Origin of the sequence: Dyadobacter subterraneus (assembly GCF_015221875.1) — a bacterium.
GTDB classification, from domain to species: domain Bacteria; phylum Bacteroidota; class Bacteroidia; order Cytophagales; family Spirosomataceae; genus Dyadobacter; species Dyadobacter subterraneus.
Window position 1 is genome coordinate 5,789,960 of record NZ_JACYGY010000001.1, and the last position, 20,490, is coordinate 5,810,449.

Genomic DNA, 20,490 nt, shown 5'->3' on the forward strand with positions numbered 1-20,490 from the left:
CATTACAACAAGAATTTTAATCAGATATTAGACATCGATTACAAAAATTCTGCATGTCACATATTATTAAAGGAAAATGACACGGAATTGTGTATCTGGTTTGGGTTTAATGCTTTTTGTCGCAAGTTTGGTTATGTCAGCATTTCCATCCTTTGCGTCACAGCCACTTTATGCTCCAAAAGCAGTGAAAGGAGTGCTGGATCTGAGGTCTGCAAAGTTCAATGAGGCTCCGATTAATATCAATGGCGAGTGGACATTTTACTGGAAAACATTAAAAAAAACTTCCCGGTCTGACATATATCATGAATATGAGAATTTTCCGGATTTATGGAGTAACATCCTCTGGAAGGGCAAATCCATATCCTCACAGGGATTTGCGACCTATGAAGTAAAAATCCTTTTACCAAAAAACAGAGACCAGCTGGCTTTCAAAATTCCCGATATGTATAGTGCCTACGCCTTATATGTCAACGGAAAATTAATTGCAAGAAATGGAATTCCCGGTACAGCCAAGGAAACAACAACACCATACTGGTCTACCCAGGTTAAACCTTTTTTAGCTACTGATACACTTAATTTAAAACTTTTTATCTCAAATTTTCATCATTCCAAAGGCGGAATCAGCAAACCTATTCAAATTGGTTTGTTCAATGAATTACAGGATAGTAGTAATCTGGACCACGCATTTGATTTTTTGCTGACCGGCTGTATGCTCATGGGCGGGCTTTATTTCCTGGGGTTATATTTGCTTGGCCGTCATGATAAATCAACGCTGTATTTTTCACTTTTCTGTTTCTTTTATAGTTATAGAATTGTTGGTTCAGGTGATTATTCGCTTCACACCATATTTCCATATGTAGGCTGGCAGTTGGCCATTCACCTGGAGTATATCGCCTTATTTATGGCTGTTGCCATGTTTGCATTGTATACGCTTTATCTATACCCAAAGGATACGCCTGCCAAAATCATTTTTTGTATGATCGGCGTATGCTTTTCTTTTGCATTGATTACGATCCTTTCACCACCGATATTATTCAGCCAACTCATGAATCCGTTTGTTGGCCTGCTCATTCCTTACATCTTTTTTGCCATCTACATTTATTGGGTTGCATACCGAAATAAAAGAATCGGAGCCAAATACGCACTGCTTAGTACGATCGCTATCTTTATTATTTTCATCACCCTGATACTGGCTTATTACGATATCGCTTATCCTCAGGAACTCCTGTTATTTGCCGGTTATCTTGGATTTTTCTTCTGCCAGTCTTTGATCTTATCATTTCGGTTCGCATTTACGCTCAAAAAAGCAAAAGAAGATGCAGAAGTGGGGTTAAAGGTAAAAAGCGAGTTTTTAAGCACGATGAGCCATGAAATCCGCACCCCCTTGAATGCTGTGATTGGTATGACGCATCTTATGATGAAAGAAGATCCACGGCCTGATCAAAAATCTAATCTGGATATCCTACTTTTTTCAGCAAAAAACCTGCTTAATATCGTCAACGATATTCTGGATTTCAGTACGATTGAAGAAGGGAAAATGCAGTTTCTGAGTGTCCCCATTGATATTTCTGATCTGGCACAGAAAATTATCGCTGTGCACAAAACATCTGCAAAGGAATTGAATATTGATCTTGTTGCCGAATTAAACGGACCTATGCCAAAAGTGATTCTGGGTGATACCACAAGAATTGCTCAGATTGTGGGAAATCTTGTTCAAAATGCAATTAAATTCACAAAATCTGGTTGGGTAAAACTAAAAATTGATGTTGTAGATAAAACAGAAAAAGAAGTCACACTTAAAATAGCTGTTGAAGATACCGGCATTGGAATTCCTCTTGAAAAGCAAAAGATTATTTTTGAACGCTTTACCCAAATTGATTCTTCAACTTCCCGGGTTTTTGGAGGCACGGGACTTGGACTTTCCGTAAGCAAGCGTATGCTTGCCTTGCAGGGATCGGAACTTATGCTGGAAAGTGAGGAAGGTAAAGGTTCCACTTTTTATTTTATCCAGACTTTCCCGATTCCGGAAGAGCCGGAAATAACCCAACCGGTGCTCGTGAACAAGGCGGAAGAAAAACCGTTGCAAGATTTGTGCGTACTGATTGTTGAAGATAATCGAATGAATGTGCTGGTGATTAAAAGTTTCCTGAAACGCTGGGGCGCTGTATCCGATGTTGCAGTAAATGGCCAGGAGGCATTGGAGAAACTGGATGCAACTCGCCATCAAATCGTATTAATGGACCTTCATATGCCGGTTATGGATGGTTACGAGGCAACAAAACAACTTAGAGAACGAGGTGAAACACTTCCGATTGTGGCAGTAACTGCCAGTCTCGCATTGGATGCAAAGGAGAAAATGTTTGATATCGGCATGAGTGATATTATTTCCAAACCGATTGATCCTGAAAAATTGCTCGGGGTAATTATTCAACAGACTAAAATAAAAAAAACGGATGGAAAAGATTCCCATCCGTCTGGTAGTTATTAAATTCTTATTTTATCACATCGACCGTCAGACCACTTTCTGCACCTGTCTGATGATAAATTCTTTGGGTTGCCTTGATAAAATCGGTAGCCTCTGCCTTGTAAATATTGGCAACATACTTTTGAGGATTTCGGTCGAATAACGGAAAAACTGTGCTTTGTACCTGAACCATTACACGATGTCCCTTTTTGAAAGTATGCAATACATCTTGTAAACGAAAATTGATATCTGTCAACTTACCTGCAATAAGCGGTTCTGGTTTTTCAACGCTGTTGCGGAATCGTGCTCTTACAATTTCGCTTCTTACCATTTGCTGATAACCTGCCATTACAACTTTCGGATCAGGCTGAAATTCGTTATTTTTTTCATCATCCGGATAAACATCAATCAGTTTCACAAAAAAGTCAGCGTCCGTTCCCGTTGTACTTATTTTAAGCTGGGCAAGGATTTCACCTCCCAAAGTCAAATCTTCCGTTAATATTTCGGTTTTAAAAACTAGTACATCCGGTCTTGTCGAAGCAAAACGCTGATCTTCCGACATATATTCAAAAGGCGTGAAGCCAGACATTTGCTTGTAATTTTCAGTATAAGGAACCGGTTTCATCGGATCACTTACATACTCACTGAAAGATTTTGCAGCTGCAGGTTTGTTAAAACTCAGTTTTCCATCTGCCTGGAAAAACAATTTCTTTTTCTGAACATTAGCCACCGGCCATTTGTCATACGTTTCCCATTTCTTTTTTCCTGTATCAAAAAGATAAGCTTCCGGCAATCCTGTTTTTCCATCACCCGCGCCTTTCAAAAAGTGATTGAAGAATTTTCCTTCAACTGTATTTTGATAAAAAGTAGCGATGCTGTCACCAAAATAAATATCGTTATGAAAAGTATGACCAGTTTGCCGGCTCCATCTTCCATGTCCGAATGGCCCTACTACCAACGTATTGTAAATTCCCGGATTGTTTTTTTCTATGGTTTTATAAGTATTCAGCGGCCCATACAAATCCTCAGCATCAAACCAGCCACCGACGGTCATAAACGCATGTTTCAACCCTTTTAAATGCGGAAGAATATCTCTTTTTTGCCAGAAATCATCTTTATTCGGATGATCGACGGTCTCCTGCCAGAAAAAGTTTTTGGAATAATACTTATCAAAATTTTTCAGCGGACCCATATTCAGGTTGAAAGTATAGCCATCGGGTGTTGGTTTGATAAAATCATTTTCAAACCAGGAAGCCGTTGTAGGTTCGGTAGGCTTAATCCCGAAAACAGGATAAGTCAGATAGTAACCTTGGGTAAAAACGCCATTGTGGTGAAAATCGTCATAAAAGAAATCAGAGATCGGCGCTTGCGGAGAAGATGCTTTTAGGGCCGGATGATCGCATAAAGCGCTGGCCGCTGTATAAAAACCTGGATAAGAAATCCCCCACTGCCCTACTCTGCCATTATTATTGGCAACGTTTTTCAAAAGCCAGTCAATGGTATCATAAGTATCTGACGCTTCATCGACATCTGTTTTATTTTTCTTCGCATCAATATGAGGTGTCATGTTGGTCCAAACACCTTCACTTTTGTAACGGCCGCGCACATCCTGATAAACAAAAATATATTTCTCGCGCATCAATAAAGTACTTGGACCCAACCGCGCAGGATAAACATCTTCACCGTAAGGCGCCACGCTGTAACAAGTCCGCTGCATCAAAAACGGATATTTTTTTTCTGTCGCCGCATCTTTTGGTGAATAAACGATCGTATGCAATTTGATCCCATCCCGCATCGGAATATCGTATTCCTTTTTGGAATAATTTTCCTTGACAAAATTGTCGGGTGCGACCTGAGTTTGCGCCTGGACCGAAAAACCGATCCATACAAAAGCAACGATTAAAAGGTTTTTGAACATAAAGGAGTGATATTTATTTTCTGAGATAATAACTAAGGGAAACGCTTTTAGCCTGGCCAATTTCACCCAGCGTGTAAAAACCTTTTCCTTCGCGATCAAATGTTATCCCTTCTGCCTGAGGTTCCGGAGCGGTGATCAAAGTCTTTTTCGGCGCCTGCAAGAGAGTCTGACCAATAGTTTCACCGGATTTTCTTTGCCAGTAAAAAACCGAAGTATAATTTCTGATCAGAATTTCATTTCCGTCATAAGAAATACTTCCGTCCGTGGTAAATACAACCGAGGGAATAGTCCCAATTTTTTCTGCCGTAATTGTTGCAGAAGTAGATTGAGGATAAGCGAGACGATAAATATTTGCTTTATCCAGTTCTTTCGAAATAACAAAAAGATCTTTTGTAACCGGATCAAGTAACAATGTTTCAGCGTCTCTCGGCCCATCCGGATAGCTAAACGTTATTTTTTCAAGTTTATCCTGACCGAATGAGCCGGAAATATCACCGATTTCCGGAATACGATAAATGATATTGGTTGTAGTCATCGGCGGATTATTATTTCCGATCTCACCTATATAAAGATAATTTGTGCCGTCAACCGGCCCCGGACCGCTTGCGATTGCTTCCCAGTCATGGTTTGTGGAACCAGGCACATTAAATTCTTTTACCGTCTTTCCATCGGTACTTAAAAGATACAACGCATTAGGATTTCCGGAGTCAAGCAATGTCCAAATGTAGCCGTTCATTGTGAAACTGCCTGCCAATCCGGATGCTTCGTTAATTACACCCGGCGTAATTGGAAACTTTTGTGGAACGGATTCAAATTCAGAAGAACGACCCGTTACCGGATCAACCTCAGAATCACCACAACTCGTCGAAAGAGCGGCAATTGTGATAAAAAATAAAAAATTTGCGCGTTTAAATCTGACTTTATATAATTTCATAAAAAACACTTCATGTTAGATTTGCTAAAAATACGTACTTTTGCGCCATTTATTATCAGGCAGTTTCTTTATATCAGTATTAAAATAATTATATGTTACGTACACATACCTGTGGTGAGTTAAGCTTAGAGCATGTAAATCAAGATGTTATATTGTGTGGATGGGTTCAGAGAATCCGTGATAAGGGAGGAATGGTATGGCTGGATTTACGTGACCGTTATGGGCTTACACAACTTCTTTTTGAAGAAGGCAAAACGCCACCTGAGGTATTGGAAACCGCTCGCTCGCTGGGTCGTGAATTTGTGATCTCTACCAAAGGCGAAGTGATCGAACGTCTTTCCAAAAATGATAAAATCGCAACGGGTTCTATAGAAATCCGTGTTTCGGAACTTACAATTCTGAATCCTGCGAAATTGCCACCGTTTTTAATTGAAGATGAAACAGATGGTGGTGATGATATCCGTATGAAATATCGTTACCTGGATTTGCGTCGTAATGCAGTTCGTAAAAATCTTGAATTGCGCCATCAGGTTGCACGTCATACCCGTTCATATCTTGACAATCTTAATTTTATTGAAGTTGAAACCCCGGTTCTGATTAAATCTACACCGGAAGGTGCACGTGATTTTGTGGTGCCAAGCCGTATGAATCCAGGTGAATTCTATGCATTGCCACAATCTCCGCAAACATTTAAACAACTTTTGATGGTTGCCGGTTTTGACCGTTATTATCAAATCGTAAAATGTTTCCGCGACGAAGATTTACGTGCAGATCGTCAGCCGGAATTTACACAAATCGACTGTGAAATGTCATTTGTAACTCAGGAAGATATCCTGAATACTTTTGAAGGATTGATCCGTAATCTTTTCAGTAAGGTTAAAGGAATTGAACTTCCTGAAGTTCCGCGTATGACTTACGCCGATGCCATGCGTTTATACGGATCGGACAAGCCTGATATCCGATTTGATATGAAGTTTGTGGAACTGAAAGGCGCAGATCAGGATCTTACTTCCGGAAAAGGTTTTGGTGTATTTGATGACGCAGAACTGGTTGTAGGCATTTGTGCTCCCGGTTGTGCAGTTTACACACGTAAACAAATGGATGAACTTACCGATTGGGTAAAACGTCCACAGATAGGTGCAAAAGGATTAATTTATGTTCGTTACAACGAAGACGGAACAGTTAAATCTTCTGTTGATAAATTTTATTCAGAAGAAGATCTTAGAAAATGGGTTACTACATTTGATGCCAAACCTGGTGATCTAATTTTATTGTTATCCGGACAAGGTGACAAAGCGCGCAAGCAACTTAACGAAGTAAGACTGGAAATGGGATCACGTCTTGGGTTCCGCAACCCGGATGATTACCGCGTACTTTGGGTTCTTGATTTTCCTCTTCTGGAATATGGAGAAGCAGAAAACCGCTGGTTTGCGATGCACCATCCATTTACAAGTCCTAAGCCTGAAGATATTCCTTTCCTTGCAACAGATCTTGGTGCTGTTCGTGCCAATGCTTATGATATGGTTATCAATGGTGTTGAAGTTGGTGGAGGTTCTGTCCGTATTTTTGAACGTGATTTGCAGCAGCAAATGTTTGAAGTATTGGGTTTCACCCCGGAAGAAGCTCAGAATCAATTTGGCTTCCTTATGAACGCCTTTGAATTTGGTGCACCGCCTCATGCAGGGATTGCCTTTGGTTTCGACCGTTTATGTTCTCTTTTTGGAGGCGTTGATTCGATCAGGGATTTTATTGCTTTCCCAAAAAATAATTCAGGACGTGACGTAATGATTGATTCGCCGTCTACTATTGAAGACAAGCAATTAAAGGAATTGTCAATTGCTATTAGTACCATTCAATAAAATCCTGATAGTGAAATATAAAATTCAGATAAACAGCCTTCAATTATAATATCTTTATGTACTTTTGAAAGGATTCAATGATCCCTTCAAAAGTACATAAAGATGTTTTTTTGAGTTTAAACAAACCATTTACGCACATTACATGCATTGCTCAATACTTCGAAAATTAGTCTTTTCAGGAATTCTTCTTCTCATTTTACTTACAAAGACTAACCTCTTTGCCCAAACTGTTGATCCCAATTCGATTTCCAACGAACAAGCCGTAGAATTTTATAAAAAAGCCAAAGCAAGTGGCTTATCCGATATGGATATTGAGCAGGCTGCTTTACAAAAAGGTTACACACTTGATCAGATTAGTGCGATGCGTAACCGTTTGCAGCAGGCACAAACTTCGGCCCCTACTCAGGCAAACAGAAGTGCAACAGATGAGAGCAGAAGAAAAATTGCTGATTCTACTTTGGTAAAAGTTAAGCCCATATCTAAACTTCCAAAAGAAGACTCAGTAAGACAAATTTTCGGAGCTTCATTTTTCGAAAATTCAGCGATGAGTTTTGAGCCAAATCTTAGAATTGCCACACCTAGAAATTATATACTAGGCCCTGACGATGAGCTTGTCGTAGACATTTACGGCAATTCCGTGGATAATTTCAGACTTAAAGTTAGTCCGGAAGGAACTGTTAAAATGCTTAACCTAGCACCAGTCCAAGTTAGCGGACTTACGATTGAGCAGGCATCAGAAAGAATTATAAACAGACTTCGCACCGCTTACTCAACGCTTAACCGTCCGGGCGGAGGAACTTATTCAACCATTACATTGGGTAATGTAAGAAGTATTCAGGTAATGATCACCGGAGAAGTAACCCGTCCGGGATCATATACCTTACCTTCTCTGGCAACTGCTTTTAATGCACTTTATCAATCGGGAGGGCCAAACAGTAATGGTTCATACCGTAATATTGAAATTATCAGAAATGGCAAAGTCATTCGCACAGTTGACCTTTACGGCTTTTTGGTTGATGCTAACTTAAAAGACAATATCGCTATGCAGGATCAGGATATCATTTTGATTCGGCCATATGAAAAAAGAGTTGAATTATCAGGAGAAGTAAAACATCCGGCATTATTCGAAGTAAAACAAGGAGAAACTTTCAAAGATGTTATACGCTACGCTGGTGGATTCACACCGAACGCGTATGCAGCATCCATTCAATTCCGTAGAAATACGGGTAAAGAATTAAAAGTTGGATCCGTTCAGGCGGAAGAGATCAATACACTGATTCCTGAAAACGGAGATAATTACAGAGTAGGAAAAATCCTGAACCGTATTGAAAACCGCGTGGTCATCGACGGCGGCGTATACCGCGACGGAGAATATCCAGTTGATGAGCAAACCAACACAGTTAAAAAACTTATTAAAAAGGCAGATGGTTTGCGTGAGGATGTCTTTTTAAACCGCGCCATTATTGAAAGAAAAAGCAAAACACTACGACCTGAAATCATTGCTTTTGATTTAGGTAAATTAATGAGTGGAGAAATTGAAGATATCGCTCTAAAAAGAGAAGATCATATCTTTATCAAAACGATTGATGAACTTAAAGAGGCATATTTAATAACTGTTTCTGGCGCAGTAATCAATCCTGGAACAATAGATTTCCATGAAGGTATTACAGTTGCAGACGCAATTTTTAAGTCCGGAGGTTATGTGGAGGGAGGTATACCATATAGAATTGAAGTATCACGAAGAATACAAAAAGATACAGCCTCAATACCAAGTTCACAAAATGTACGTATTTATTCACTTGATGTTGATGAAAACCTGAAATTAAATCCAGAGGACGAAAAATTTAAACTGGCTCCGTTTGATGTCGTTTATATACGTAAATCTCCAAGATATGAACAGCAAAAAGCGGTTACAATTGCAGGGGAAATTATGTATCCGGGTACTTATACGATTCTTACCAACTTTGAGAGAATTACAGATCTGATTCCAAAAGCAGGTGGAATGAAAGCAGAAGCGTATATCCGTGGGGCACGTTTTTACAGAAATAGAGAACTCGTTGCCGTTGATTTAAATGCAATTCTGGAAAAGCCTTCGCTTCCTTCTAATCTTTTGCTTCAAAACGGTGACTCCTTACGAATCCCTACTAAGTCAGAGACTGTGCGGATTCTTGGAGGGGTGCAAAATCCATCTGTTGTTAATTTCGATCCTAATTTTTCTTTCAAGGATTATATCTCCCAGGCAGGTGGATATGCGGAAAACGCCTGGAAAAGCCGCGTTTATATTTCGTATCCAAATGGACGTACTTTCAGAACAAAGAAGTTTTTATGGTTTAATTCAAGACCAAAAGTAGAAGCAGGATCAACTATAAGTGTCCCGTTAAAAGCCACGAAAGAAGATAGACAAATCTCTCCAGGAGAACGAATCGCGATTATTTCAATGATCACAACAGTTGCTATCTCACTTTTCAGTATTCTTAGAAATTAGTTATAATGCAGGCTATGTCTGAACCATTAAGAGAAGGAAACAATATTGATATTACAAGTATAAACCCTTGGATCATTTTAGTGTTTCTCAAAAGAAACTTTTTCAAACTCGCAATTTTTGCCATAACCTTTGGATGCGTAGGGTATGCATTGAGTTTCCTCCTTACAAAAATGTATTTATCAAAAACACTGCTTTTACCTGAGCAGCCCATAAGTAATAATGGAGCTCTTAGTTCTCTGGTTGGAGGTTTATCGGGTATAAATAATGCGGAGAGGATAGGTGCTTTACGAACAGATATTTATCCTAATATTCTAAGAAGTGTACCCTTTGCCCTAGCGCTTCTTAAGCAACCTGTACAAGATATTGATAACAAAAATTATCCTTCTCTTAATGATTTTATCAAAAGAAGCTCCGAAGGTACTTCCTTATTCGAGAAACTGCTCGGCAAGAAAAAAATTACCAATAACGATAAACACATTGTTCCAGAGAAAGAGATTCTTTCACTTTCGAATGATGAGGAATCAAGTGTTCAAAGAGTAATGTCATTGGTTAATACTACAATTGATATAAAAAGTGGTATCATAACGATTCAATGTGAGATGGCTGATCCAATTGTTGCTGCACAAGTAACGCAGGCAGCTAGTACATATTTACTCAAATATGTGGAGGATTATAGAACGGGAAAGACGGTTCGAGAAGTTGCCTTTCTTGAGGAACGAGTATTGGAAGCCAAAAGACGAGAGCAATCTGCAGAACTTCTCTTGCAACAATATAGGGATAGAAACAGAAACCCATTTCTGAATGTTGCTCGAATTGAAGAACAACGACTTCAATCGGATTATACTCTTGCTCAATCTCTATACATGGATCTGGTAAGAAAATTAGAACAGTCAAAAATTAAAGTTAAGGAAGAGCAACCCATATTTAAGGTCCTCGAACCCACAACAATATCGTCAAAAACAAGCAAACCAAGAAGACTTATTATAGCTGGTATCTTTACAATTTTGGGTGGCGTTATAGGCATAGTATTTATTTTCTTTATCAATAGAAAATAAGTTAACTAGCAAATGCCACAACAAGTTTTGCCTTAAGTGAAGAGTATTTTACAGCAGATAAATGAAAACTCATTATTTTTTCCCTAATAATACCTAACAGTCTTCACAAGCAATTTTAATAAATTAACTAATTGAATAGGTGAGCTTTTAGCAAGGATATGGCTGGAATATCAAATAATAATAACTTCCAAAAGGTTTTAATTCTATCTATTGGTCAAATTCTTGAAAAGGCAATCGTATTTTTTTTTAAGCCTTATTTATCTAGAACTTTAAACATACAAGATTTCGGCAGTTATTCGCAAGTATTGTTTATTGGGGATTTTTTATTAATATTTTTCACATTAGGTATTACACAGACCTTTTACGTCTTTTTGGCTAAAGATAATACTTCAAGGAAAGAAATTGTTTCTGCATTTTTACTTATTGGTTTAATGAGCGGTCTATTGAGCGTTGCATGCAACCTAATTCTAACTTTCACCTTATCAGATATTTTTAAAAATCCAGAGTTGAAAAATATTTTATGGATTTATTGTTGCTACCCTTTGTTTACGATCCTAAATTTAATCTTACAACTCTTACTTTTATTCGATAATAAATCCAGAAGACTTGTTACGATCAACGTCTTTGTTAATTTATTTAAGGTTATTTGTGTAGTTATCGTAACACAGCTTAGTCAAAATACCTTACCTAAAATTATCTTTATTGTTGGCTTTGCGGCTCCATTGTTTACAATGTTACTTTATGGACATCAACTGTCCTATAGTGTTTTTAAGATAAAAACATCCTTTTCACTGATTAAAAAAATCTTAAAGGATACATTGCCTGTTGGATTGACAATCATTATGGGAGGAGCATACTTCTACGCCAACGGTTTTGTTGTGAATGCCGTCTTAGGAATTGAAAAATATGCTATTTTCATAAATGGAATAATTGACATTCCATTTATATCTACTCTATACACAACAATAGCTACGATTACACTAACAAACTATACAACATTAATCAAGGACAAAAACTTTTTAGAGGTGATAAAGCTGAAAAGATATACAATTGCTCAAACAGCATCATTGGTATATCCCATTGCCCTGATATTGTTATTCTTTTCCGAGGAGCTCATTACGACATATTTGTCGAACAAGTATATTGCCAGTGTACCCGTGTTTATGGTATACACTTTAATATTATTTCTTAGAGTTACAGACTATAATGACGTCCTTATCACCATGGGCAAACAATCTCTTTTAGTCAAATATTATACCTTTTTCTTCCTGACTATATTTTTCAACAGTTGGCTTTTAACCAAGTATTTTGGGATTATAGGTAGCGCATTTGCTGTAACAGCTTCTTGCTACCTTATCTATTTTTTCTTACTCCGATCTATGGCGGCGATGCTAAACGCTTCATTATCTGAAATAATTAATTGGAGGTCACTTCTTTTCACAATACTGATTTCTTTGATCGTAATAATCCCCTGCACACTAATTGGGCATTTTTTTGCACTGAAAATATGGAGCAAATTGACTATGATTCCCTTCGTGCTTCTAATAATCTATATGAGCCTTGTAAAATCTAAATTCATATCTTTGGCAATGTATAAGCCACTCTTGGATAAAGTCCCGTTTGGCAAGAAGATTGAAACTATCTTGTCATGAATAAAAAAAAACTCTTACAAATTGGATATAGCGGCCTTAGTGGCGCAACCTATGTAGGTTTATGCACTGTTGAAGGTGATATTAATAGAAAATGGGATCATCACTTTCTTTTTATAGGAATTGAGGAGATTGCAATTGCTAATAAAGATAAATGTAATGAACTTAACATACCATATAGCTTTATACACAAATCTAAGGGGCTAGATCTTAAAGCATGGTGGACTGCTATCAAAATTTACTTTAAAATAAGACCTAGTGCGATTATTATACATGGAACGAGTGAACTAATAATTCCACTTTTTTTCTTGAAACAAATAAATCATGGATCAATCTTTATAATCGAACATACACCGACCAAACTTAAAACCAAAGCCGAATGGTTTTTTTCTAATTTATCATTATTATTATCTGACCAAGTATGTCTTGCCAACAAGGTATATCAATCTCAATATCAGAAGAATATATTATTCTTTAAACAGAAAAAAATTTCGCTTATTCATAATGGTATTAACATTTTCCAGTTTAAACCATCTATGAATAAATGCCATGATTCAGAGACAATAATTCTTGGTATGGCTAGTCGATTGGATCACGAAAAAGATCATATTACAATTTTACGTGCATTATGCATTTTAAAGGAAAATGGTTATAATCATTTGCAATACGTCATCATTGGTGATGGCCCTGATAAGAAATATATAGAAGATATGATAGATTCGCTTGATCTGACAAAGGAAGTAAAATTATTAGGAAGTGTTGGTTTGAGCGAAGTGGCAAAACAATTACAGGAATTAGACATTTATGTTCATTCTTCGAAAGGTGAAACTATGTCACTTTCTATCATGCAGGCTATGGCAACTGGATTGCCAATTGTAGCTACTAATGTGGAAGGAATAAATAACAATGTAGAAGATGGTGTGGATGGACTATTATTTGCCCTTGGTGATGAGCAAAGCTGTTTTGAAAAAATAAAAATGTTAATTGATAATCCTTCAAAAAGAGATTTTTTGGGGAACAATGCACTTCACAAGGCCAAAACAGAATATTCACATATATCGCTGTTCAAAAATATTGATCGCCTAATTCTAAATTCCAAAGCACAACAATCTTACTGATCTAAATAATTAATTATACACATGCTGCCTAACGAATCACAATGGATTAGCTCTACAATTAAAGGCTGTTTTCCTGATAAAAAGATGTCTATTTTAAATGTTGGAAGCTCAACCTTAGAATTTAGAACAGTATTACAGCCATATGTAAATGATGTTATTTTTAAGCCCCTCACAAGCAGCGGCTTTTCAGTTACTCACTTGGATATGAAGCAAGATGAGGGCGTAGACATTGTAGGAGACTTGACTAATACTGAATTTAGAGATTCGCTAAGATCTAAAAAATATGACATCATTCTTTGTGCTAACCTGTTGGAGCATTTAGAAAATCCTAAAAACCTCTGCAATTTACTTTATGAATTGGTTGATACCAATGGATATATTCTAATCACGGTTCCATACATTTACCCTTACCACGAAGATCCGTTGGATACTCTATTTCGTCCAAAGCCTTCTGAAATAAAAGAGCTATTCCCTGATTCAATGAAGATTATTGCTGAGGGTATTGTTAAAGAAAATTTCGGTTTATTAAACGAGCCTGAACGGCTGTTTAAAAATGTTCTGAAGTCGATCCTATTCTTCCTTAAACCCAAAAGATGGACAAAGCATATTAAAGATGCGAAAATCGTCTTAAGTGTTTATCAAGCCTCCTGTATTCTTTTACAAAGGGTTGAGGATTAAACTTAACAAGACAATGTCTAGCATTTAGTCGTTAAAAATCCGTTTAATACTATAAACCATAAAAAATTATCCGCACACATTATTGACAAATTAATGGATATATTAAAAAAGAGAATTTCATTCCTCAATGTTGATTTAACAAGTGGCGGGTGCGAAAGAGAAATTTCAAATTTAGCGCATCACTTTAAAGAAAAATTCCACATTCTTGTGGTGCTCTTTTACAACGAAATCTCTTACAAATTACCATCGGAGACAAAATTTAAATTTTTAGATAAAGGAAGGAGAGATAGTGATTTTATAAAATTATTACAAATTCCGATCCTTGCATACAAATATGCCAAACATTGTAAATCTGAAAATATAGACGTTTCCATATCATATGTATACAGGGCAAATTATGTTAATTTATTATCAAAAATCTTATTTGGTAACCGTGCCAAAATAATTGTTAATGAACAAAATCATACACTTACGCAATACCCCGATACTTCTCTAAATAGCAGTATAAATAGATTTCTAATTAAGATTCTTTACAAGTACGCAGACGTTATTCGACCTAATTCAAAATTGATAGCAAACGATCTTATTAAATATTTTGATATCCCTGAGCAATTAATTACACCAATATACAATCCACTGGCAGTCGACTTTATAAATTCTCAGTTAAAAAAAGATATCTCGTTTTCATATTACGGATTTAATTTCATAACCGTTGCTCGCTTACATCATCAAAAAAATCCGGAATTATTAATTAAAGCTTTCCATATTGCATTTAAGGATATAAATAATGTCAATCTACTAATTTTAGGAGAAGGCCCATTAAAAGAAGAGATACTTACGCTTATTAAAAATCTTGGCTTGGAAACTCGTGTTTACTTATTGGGCTTCATAAATAATCCATTTGCGTTCTTGGAAAGGTGCGATTCATTTGTACTGTCTTCGAATTATGAGGGTTTTCCTAATTCTCTTTTGGAGGCGCTTGCATGTGGTCTCCCCTCTGTATCTACCGACTGTCCTAGTGGCCCCCGTGAAATGCTAGCTCCATCAACAGACTTCACCAAAATGTTAACCAATACGATTGAAGAGGCAGAATTCGGCATTTTAGTTCCAACAAATAATGTTAAATTATTAAGCGTGGCAATGCTTAACATTTATAATAATACCAAACTGAGGAACAACTATAAAAGTAAATCAAAACTCCGGGCATTGGACTTTGACATATCTGTATTTGACAAAGAATTTCAGGATTTATTATAATTTCTATTGTAATCTGTGATCATTATAATTTGTCTTTATGACTATACTATCCGAAATTGACCTGGTAATATTTCCAATTTATTTCTTATTAATCACTCTTTGCGTCCTATTTTATAATTACTATTTCGTAGAATCTCAATACAAGCCATCATTTATTCTCAGTTACTTCATAAAAGTACTTTGTACACTTGCTTATGCATTTTTATTTAATAACTATTATCAAAGTGGCGATACCATCAATTTTTACAATGATGCTATTGAGTTAAAGAATTTTGTTTTACAAGACATACAAAATATTGATCTGTATTGGAAACCAGTACTTAACTTTTGGAAGATTTGCGAAAAATGCGTGATTTCCTTTTCAGAATCGAGTTTTTTTATAATCAAAATTTCAAGTGTCCTGTTGATTCCTACGTTTGGATCTTACACATCGGCGGCGCTAATCTTGGGCTTATTATCACATCTCGGTACTTATAAAATCATACAAACCTTTACACTATTATTCCCTAAAACTAATTTTAGAGTTCTGTTTTTTATTCCCAGCGTACTTTTTTGGAGCTCTGGAATTATGAAAGACGGATTATGCATTTTTGCTTTGGGCTATTTATTTAACATACTCGAAAAATCTTTCAGGCTAAAGCGAATCAATCTATTATCAATATCGGGACTACTAATTCTGTGCTATATGCTTCTAATCTTGAAAGGATATATTCTCATAAGCTTTCTAATCTGTTATACAGTAAGGGTATATCTTTTGTTTAAAAATCAATTCGACAATAAAGTATTATCCTCAATAGCTGGATTTTTGATTGGAGCCATACTAGTAATAGTTGTAATTGGTATTTCATCTGTAAGTGACAAATTTGTTTTTGAAAATCTACTAGAACTCAGTGTATTTACTCAACAGGCAATTTTAGACCTGCAGGGTGGCTCTACTTACGAAATCGTGTATGACTTAACCCCAATGGGAATTGCATCAGCCCTTTTACAATCCTTCGTTGTTGCATTTTTCCGCCCATTTTTATGGGAATCATCAAATCCACTCCTTATCCTATTTTCTTTAGAAAGCCTAGCAATGGGCTCTACATTATTTTATACTTTTTATAAAAGAACGACTATTAAATTAAAACGATCACCCCTTCACCCCGTAGTGATATCCTCTTTGTTATTTTCAATCATATTTGGAACTACAGTGGGATTTACCTCCTCCAACTTTGGAGCCTTAATGAGATATAAAATTCCATACTTATTATTTTACATCGCAGCACTATTAGTATTATATGATGAATCGAAAGAAAAGTAATGTACTCTTTATTGTAACCAAATCCGAACCTGGAGGTGCTCAAAAATTTGTGTACGAGCAAATACTTATATTGGAGGATGAATTCAATCTATTTTTAGCCACTGATACGCAGGGATGGCTATTTGAACAATCCAATTCAAGGCTGATCAATTGGTTTTTAGATAATCGTATCAAAGGAATATCATTTACATACCTGATTGAATTGATAAAATTTATAAGGAAAAATGATATAAATCTTGTTGTATGCAACTCAGCAAATGGAGGGCTTTATGGTCGTATTGCTGCTTACATTCTAAAAAGAAAATCAATTTATGTTTCTCATGGCTGGTCGTCAATCTACCGAGGGAAAAAAATTGCGTTTGTTTTTAATAATATCGAAAAATTATTGAGCTCCATCTCTTCCTCAATTTTATGCATATCGGAAAATGATTTCATCATTGCAAGAACAAAAATTCGCATAAATTTATCAACGGTAAAAACTATTCCAAATAAGATCTTCCCCGTTATATCAAATAAAACTTTATCTGCTAAGGATGCAACAAATAAAATAATTCGAATTCTAACTGTGGCAAGGCTGGATTATCCTAAAAGACTTGACCTTTTAATAGAAGCTTTTGGGAATTTAAATAATGTTGAAGTTTATATTGTTGGCGGCGGACCACAAGAAGGTGTATTAAGAGAATTAGTGGAAAAAAATTTATTTAATAATATTTTTCTACTCGGCACAGTTTCAAGTTTTAGTGACTTTGGTAGCTATGACCTCTTTGTTTTACTTTCAAATAGCGAGGGGCTCCCTATGTCAGCTATCGAAGCTATGTCGTGTGAATTGCCATTGATACTCAGTGACGTTGGGGGATGCAAGGAATTAATTAGAAATAACGGAATCTTGGTTAAAAATGATATTTCCTCAATACGAGAGGGATTTGATGAGTGTATCAGAAATGTAGAAAAATTTAGAGCGGAGTCAATTTCTTTGTTTAATGAAAAATTTAACTTAGAAGTAAATAAACAAGAGTATATAAATTATTACCACAGTGTATTATCCAAGTAAAGACTTAATATGATATTCAAATCAGGAGCTTCCATATTAGGTCACTTTAAAAAGTGAAAACCTGACAGCATAAATTTATATATCTTAATTAATTATTAATATGACCGAATCACTTTATCTGGATGGCGATTATTTAAAAAATAATCCAAATTGGCATGTTGAAGATTCCCATTGGAAAGCTGAAAAAATTAAACAGATTCTGATAAAAAATAAGATATCTCCATCAACAATTTGTGAAATCGGTTGCGGAGCAGGAGAAATCCTTAATCAATTGTACAGTACTCTTTCCAACACTTCAAGTTTTATTGGATATGATATTTCTGAAAATGCAATTGATCTGGCAAAATGCAGAACAAAGGAGAGGTTAACCTTTAAAAAGCAAGATTTACTGCTGGACAATTCAGCTCAATTTGATTTACTTTTAGTAATTGATGTATTCGAACATATTGAAGACTACATAGGCTTTCTTAGAAAATGTCGTCAAAAAGCTGAGTATAAAGTATTTCATATTCCCTTGGATATGACTGTCCAAAAAGTATTAAGAAAGGAAGTGCTAATGTATGCTCGTCAAAAAGTAGGACATCTTCATTATTTTACCAGAGAAACAGCTTTGGATACTTTGGTGGATGCAGGATATGAAATCCTTGATGAGTTTTACACCCCATGGGGATTTGAAATGGAACAAAAAACATTGCTCAAAAAAATTTTTCAACTTCCTTTTAGGTTATTCTATAGCTTAAATGCAGATTTGGCTGTAAGGGTAATGGGCGGTAGTTCACTTATGGTTTTGGCGAGATAATACATTTAGGATCATCACTTACATGCACATAGGTAATTAGATATAATTGTTTCCATTGGTTTGTCATAAAGAAATAACTCCAACACTATGATTGATCGGTGAAAATCCGATCCGGAAGTGACTATTTCTTAAATCTTCGTCTGTTGTTAGTAGTCATTAATAAATGATTTAGTGTTTAGGAAATTTACATGCTTGTACTGCAATTAAATATCATACTAAAAATTCTGTTTTTGATACAGATAGAGTGCCTTGGCATTCCATCCAGGCCCGTACAATCTCTGCTAAAAGAGATTAATCCGATACAATTTGGAGCCAAAGGCGATGGATTAACTGATGATACAAAAGCACTTCAATCAGCAATTGACGCGGCAAAGCTTGAAAACAAAAATCTCAATCTCCAAAATTATAGATATAGAACATCTCAACCCTTGGTTACTACCTTATCGTCCAACGAAAGCTTAATTATAACAGGAAAAGGTGCTATCGTTGATTTAGTTACAAACGGATTAGTTGTCAATTCACTAGATAAACTTGATAACAATGGAGGAACATTAAATATATCTGGAGTAACATTCCAGGCACCACGATTTGGAGACCACTACAATACTTTACACTTTATAAATGCCATTTTGATTAATAGAATAGATAAAATCATAATTGCAAATTGCAAATTTGTCAATATATATGGTAATGGAATTGCTTTGATGGGTTACTGCAAGGAAGGCGTTATTAACGATAACACGTTTCAGGGCGTCCATGGTTTTCTCGAAGTTAAAATCAATAACTTATATGATTGTTATGGTGACGGAATATTAATTCAAGACCACTGTGAAAATTTAAAAATTACAAAGAATAACATTAGACTATTGAAAGGACAAAAAGGAAGATGCGGCATTGCAGTTGATTATTACTCAGCCAATATTACAATAACGAATAATGTTATTACAGGGTATGATAGGTGTATTCATATTGAATCCAGCAATCATATAAATATTTCCAACAATAAAGCAATAGCAAGTTTTTGCGGCATTCTTGTTTCTTCCAGTACTAATATAAATATTAATTATAACATTATTAACGGACAAAATCCATTAAATCCGTCATACATATCCCATCCAGGTTTGTTATTTTCTTATAATTCAAATCAATGTAATTTCTCGAAAAATGTAATTAAAGGATGGACGAAACAAAAATTCCCCACCTATTCCATAAAGCTTTGGGGAGACGACATAATTTTTAAGGAAAACATAAATTGGGGAGGTCCTGTATATGCATATAGAGCACAATCAGGATTATTTATAAGCAACAATAAATTCTATAACAGTACTATCGATTTCTCACTGAATAAAAGAATTTTTATCATTGAAAACAAATTTTTTTCTTCACCATTATTACTCAATTCTACTGAAAACTGCCAAGTCATTTCAAACAGCTTTTCGCCAGTATTAGATTCCCTTTTCTCAGAGAAAATTCAAGTTTACTCCAGCAAAAACGTATCTTTTTCCAACAATAAAATATATTCAGCGAATGACTTTTTTATTGATAACTTTAATTCACATTCCTTCTCCATTATCGGAAATATTCTATATAAAAGAAAAAAGCCAGATGGCTCGAGGATTCTAAAAATTCCAAATTCCGACTTAAACAAAAAAAAGTACAATTTATTAGATGATATTGAAAGTGGAAAAAAAATCGAAATTTAAAATTGCACTGATATAAAATGGATTAATAAACTAATTTTAATTTTATATCTGAATTTAATATTTCATTAAATTATTACGATTTAAAACAGGTTAATTTTGATGTGAAGATAGTTTCTATGGAATTATTGCCATTGATAATTCCGATAATTTATACATATAACCTCACTCCGGCAAACAATCGATTAAATATTATGACGGATCTTATATCGAATTCAAA

Annotated in this window: 14 protein-coding genes; 12 read left to right on the plus strand and 2 right to left on the minus strand. The window is 35.7% G+C overall.

Going from position 1 to position 20,490, the window contains the following annotated elements:
* The first annotated feature begins 76 nt into the window (after positions 1 to 76).
* Complete coding sequence (locus tag IEE83_RS24140) at positions 77 to 2,488, plus strand: response regulator (protein ID WP_194123034.1); 2,412 nt, start codon at positions 77 to 79, stop codon at positions 2,486 to 2,488.
* Positions 2,489 to 2,492: 4 nt separating this feature from the next.
* Here the strand turns inward: IEE83_RS24140 and IEE83_RS24145 are convergent, their stop codons facing one another.
* Positions 2,493 to 4,382 carry a CocE/NonD family hydrolase gene (locus tag IEE83_RS24145; protein ID WP_194123035.1) on the minus strand — a complete coding sequence of 630 codons (1,890 nt, stop codon included), beginning with the start codon at positions 4,380 to 4,382 and terminating at the stop codon, positions 2,493 to 2,495.
* A 13-nt stretch (positions 4,383 to 4,395) separates the two neighbouring features.
* Positions 4,396 to 5,316, minus strand: coding sequence for a PE-PGRS family protein (locus IEE83_RS24150; protein WP_194123037.1), 921 nt, complete (start codon positions 5,314 to 5,316; stop codon positions 4,396 to 4,398).
* A 92-nt stretch (positions 5,317 to 5,408) separates the two neighbouring features.
* On the opposite strand from IEE83_RS24150, the gene aspS reads away from it, so the two are divergent.
* The 11 genes from aspS (at position 5,409) to IEE83_RS24205 (ending at position 20,273) form a co-directional block, all read left to right on the plus strand.
* Positions 5,409 to 7,175, plus strand: a complete 1,767-nt coding sequence (gene aspS / locus IEE83_RS24155) for an aspartate--tRNA ligase (protein WP_194123039.1) — start codon at positions 5,409 to 5,411, stop codon at positions 7,173 to 7,175.
* A gap of 142 nt (positions 7,176 to 7,317) precedes the next feature.
* Positions 7,318 to 9,660 (plus strand): SLBB domain-containing protein, encoded by a 2,343-nt coding sequence (locus IEE83_RS24160; RefSeq protein WP_194123040.1) that lies wholly within the window; start codon positions 7,318 to 7,320, stop codon positions 9,658 to 9,660.
* A gap of 14 nt (positions 9,661 to 9,674) precedes the next feature.
* On the plus strand, positions 9,675 to 10,715 hold the full coding sequence (locus IEE83_RS24165; protein WP_194123042.1) for a GNVR domain-containing protein: 1,041 nt from the start codon (positions 9,675 to 9,677) through the stop codon (positions 10,713 to 10,715).
* Between the two features lie 158 nt (positions 10,716 to 10,873).
* Complete coding sequence (locus tag IEE83_RS24170; RefSeq protein ID WP_194123043.1) at positions 10,874 to 12,367, plus strand: oligosaccharide flippase family protein; 1,494 nt, start codon at positions 10,874 to 10,876, stop codon at positions 12,365 to 12,367.
* Positions 12,364 to 13,482 carry a glycosyltransferase gene (locus IEE83_RS24175; RefSeq protein ID WP_194123045.1) on the plus strand — a complete coding sequence of 373 codons (1,119 nt, stop codon included), beginning with the start codon at positions 12,364 to 12,366 and terminating at the stop codon, positions 13,480 to 13,482. The genes IEE83_RS24170 and IEE83_RS24175 overlap by 4 nt, the downstream gene beginning before the upstream one ends.
* A gap of 21 nt (positions 13,483 to 13,503) precedes the next feature.
* Complete coding sequence (locus IEE83_RS24180) at positions 13,504 to 14,160, plus strand: methyltransferase domain-containing protein (RefSeq protein WP_194123046.1); 657 nt, start codon at positions 13,504 to 13,506, stop codon at positions 14,158 to 14,160.
* Between the two features lie 93 nt (positions 14,161 to 14,253).
* Positions 14,254 to 15,417 (plus strand): glycosyltransferase, encoded by a 1,164-nt coding sequence (locus tag IEE83_RS24185; RefSeq protein ID WP_194123048.1) that lies wholly within the window; start codon positions 14,254 to 14,256, stop codon positions 15,415 to 15,417.
* A gap of 697 nt (positions 15,418 to 16,114) precedes the next feature.
* Positions 16,115 to 16,720, plus strand: a complete 606-nt coding sequence (locus IEE83_RS24190) for a hypothetical protein (RefSeq protein ID WP_194123050.1) — start codon at positions 16,115 to 16,117, stop codon at positions 16,718 to 16,720.
* On the plus strand, positions 16,698 to 17,771 hold the full coding sequence (locus IEE83_RS24195; RefSeq protein WP_194123051.1) for a glycosyltransferase: 1,074 nt from the start codon (positions 16,698 to 16,700) through the stop codon (positions 17,769 to 17,771). The genes IEE83_RS24190 and IEE83_RS24195 overlap by 23 nt, the downstream gene beginning before the upstream one ends.
* Before the next feature lie 100 nt (positions 17,772 to 17,871).
* Positions 17,872 to 18,570, plus strand: a complete 699-nt coding sequence (locus IEE83_RS24200) for a class I SAM-dependent methyltransferase (RefSeq protein ID WP_194123053.1) — start codon at positions 17,872 to 17,874, stop codon at positions 18,568 to 18,570.
* A 230-nt stretch (positions 18,571 to 18,800) separates the two neighbouring features.
* On the plus strand, positions 18,801 to 20,273 hold the full coding sequence (locus IEE83_RS24205) for a right-handed parallel beta-helix repeat-containing protein (protein ID WP_194123055.1): 1,473 nt from the start codon (positions 18,801 to 18,803) through the stop codon (positions 20,271 to 20,273).
* Positions 20,274 to 20,490: the final 217 nt, after the last annotated feature.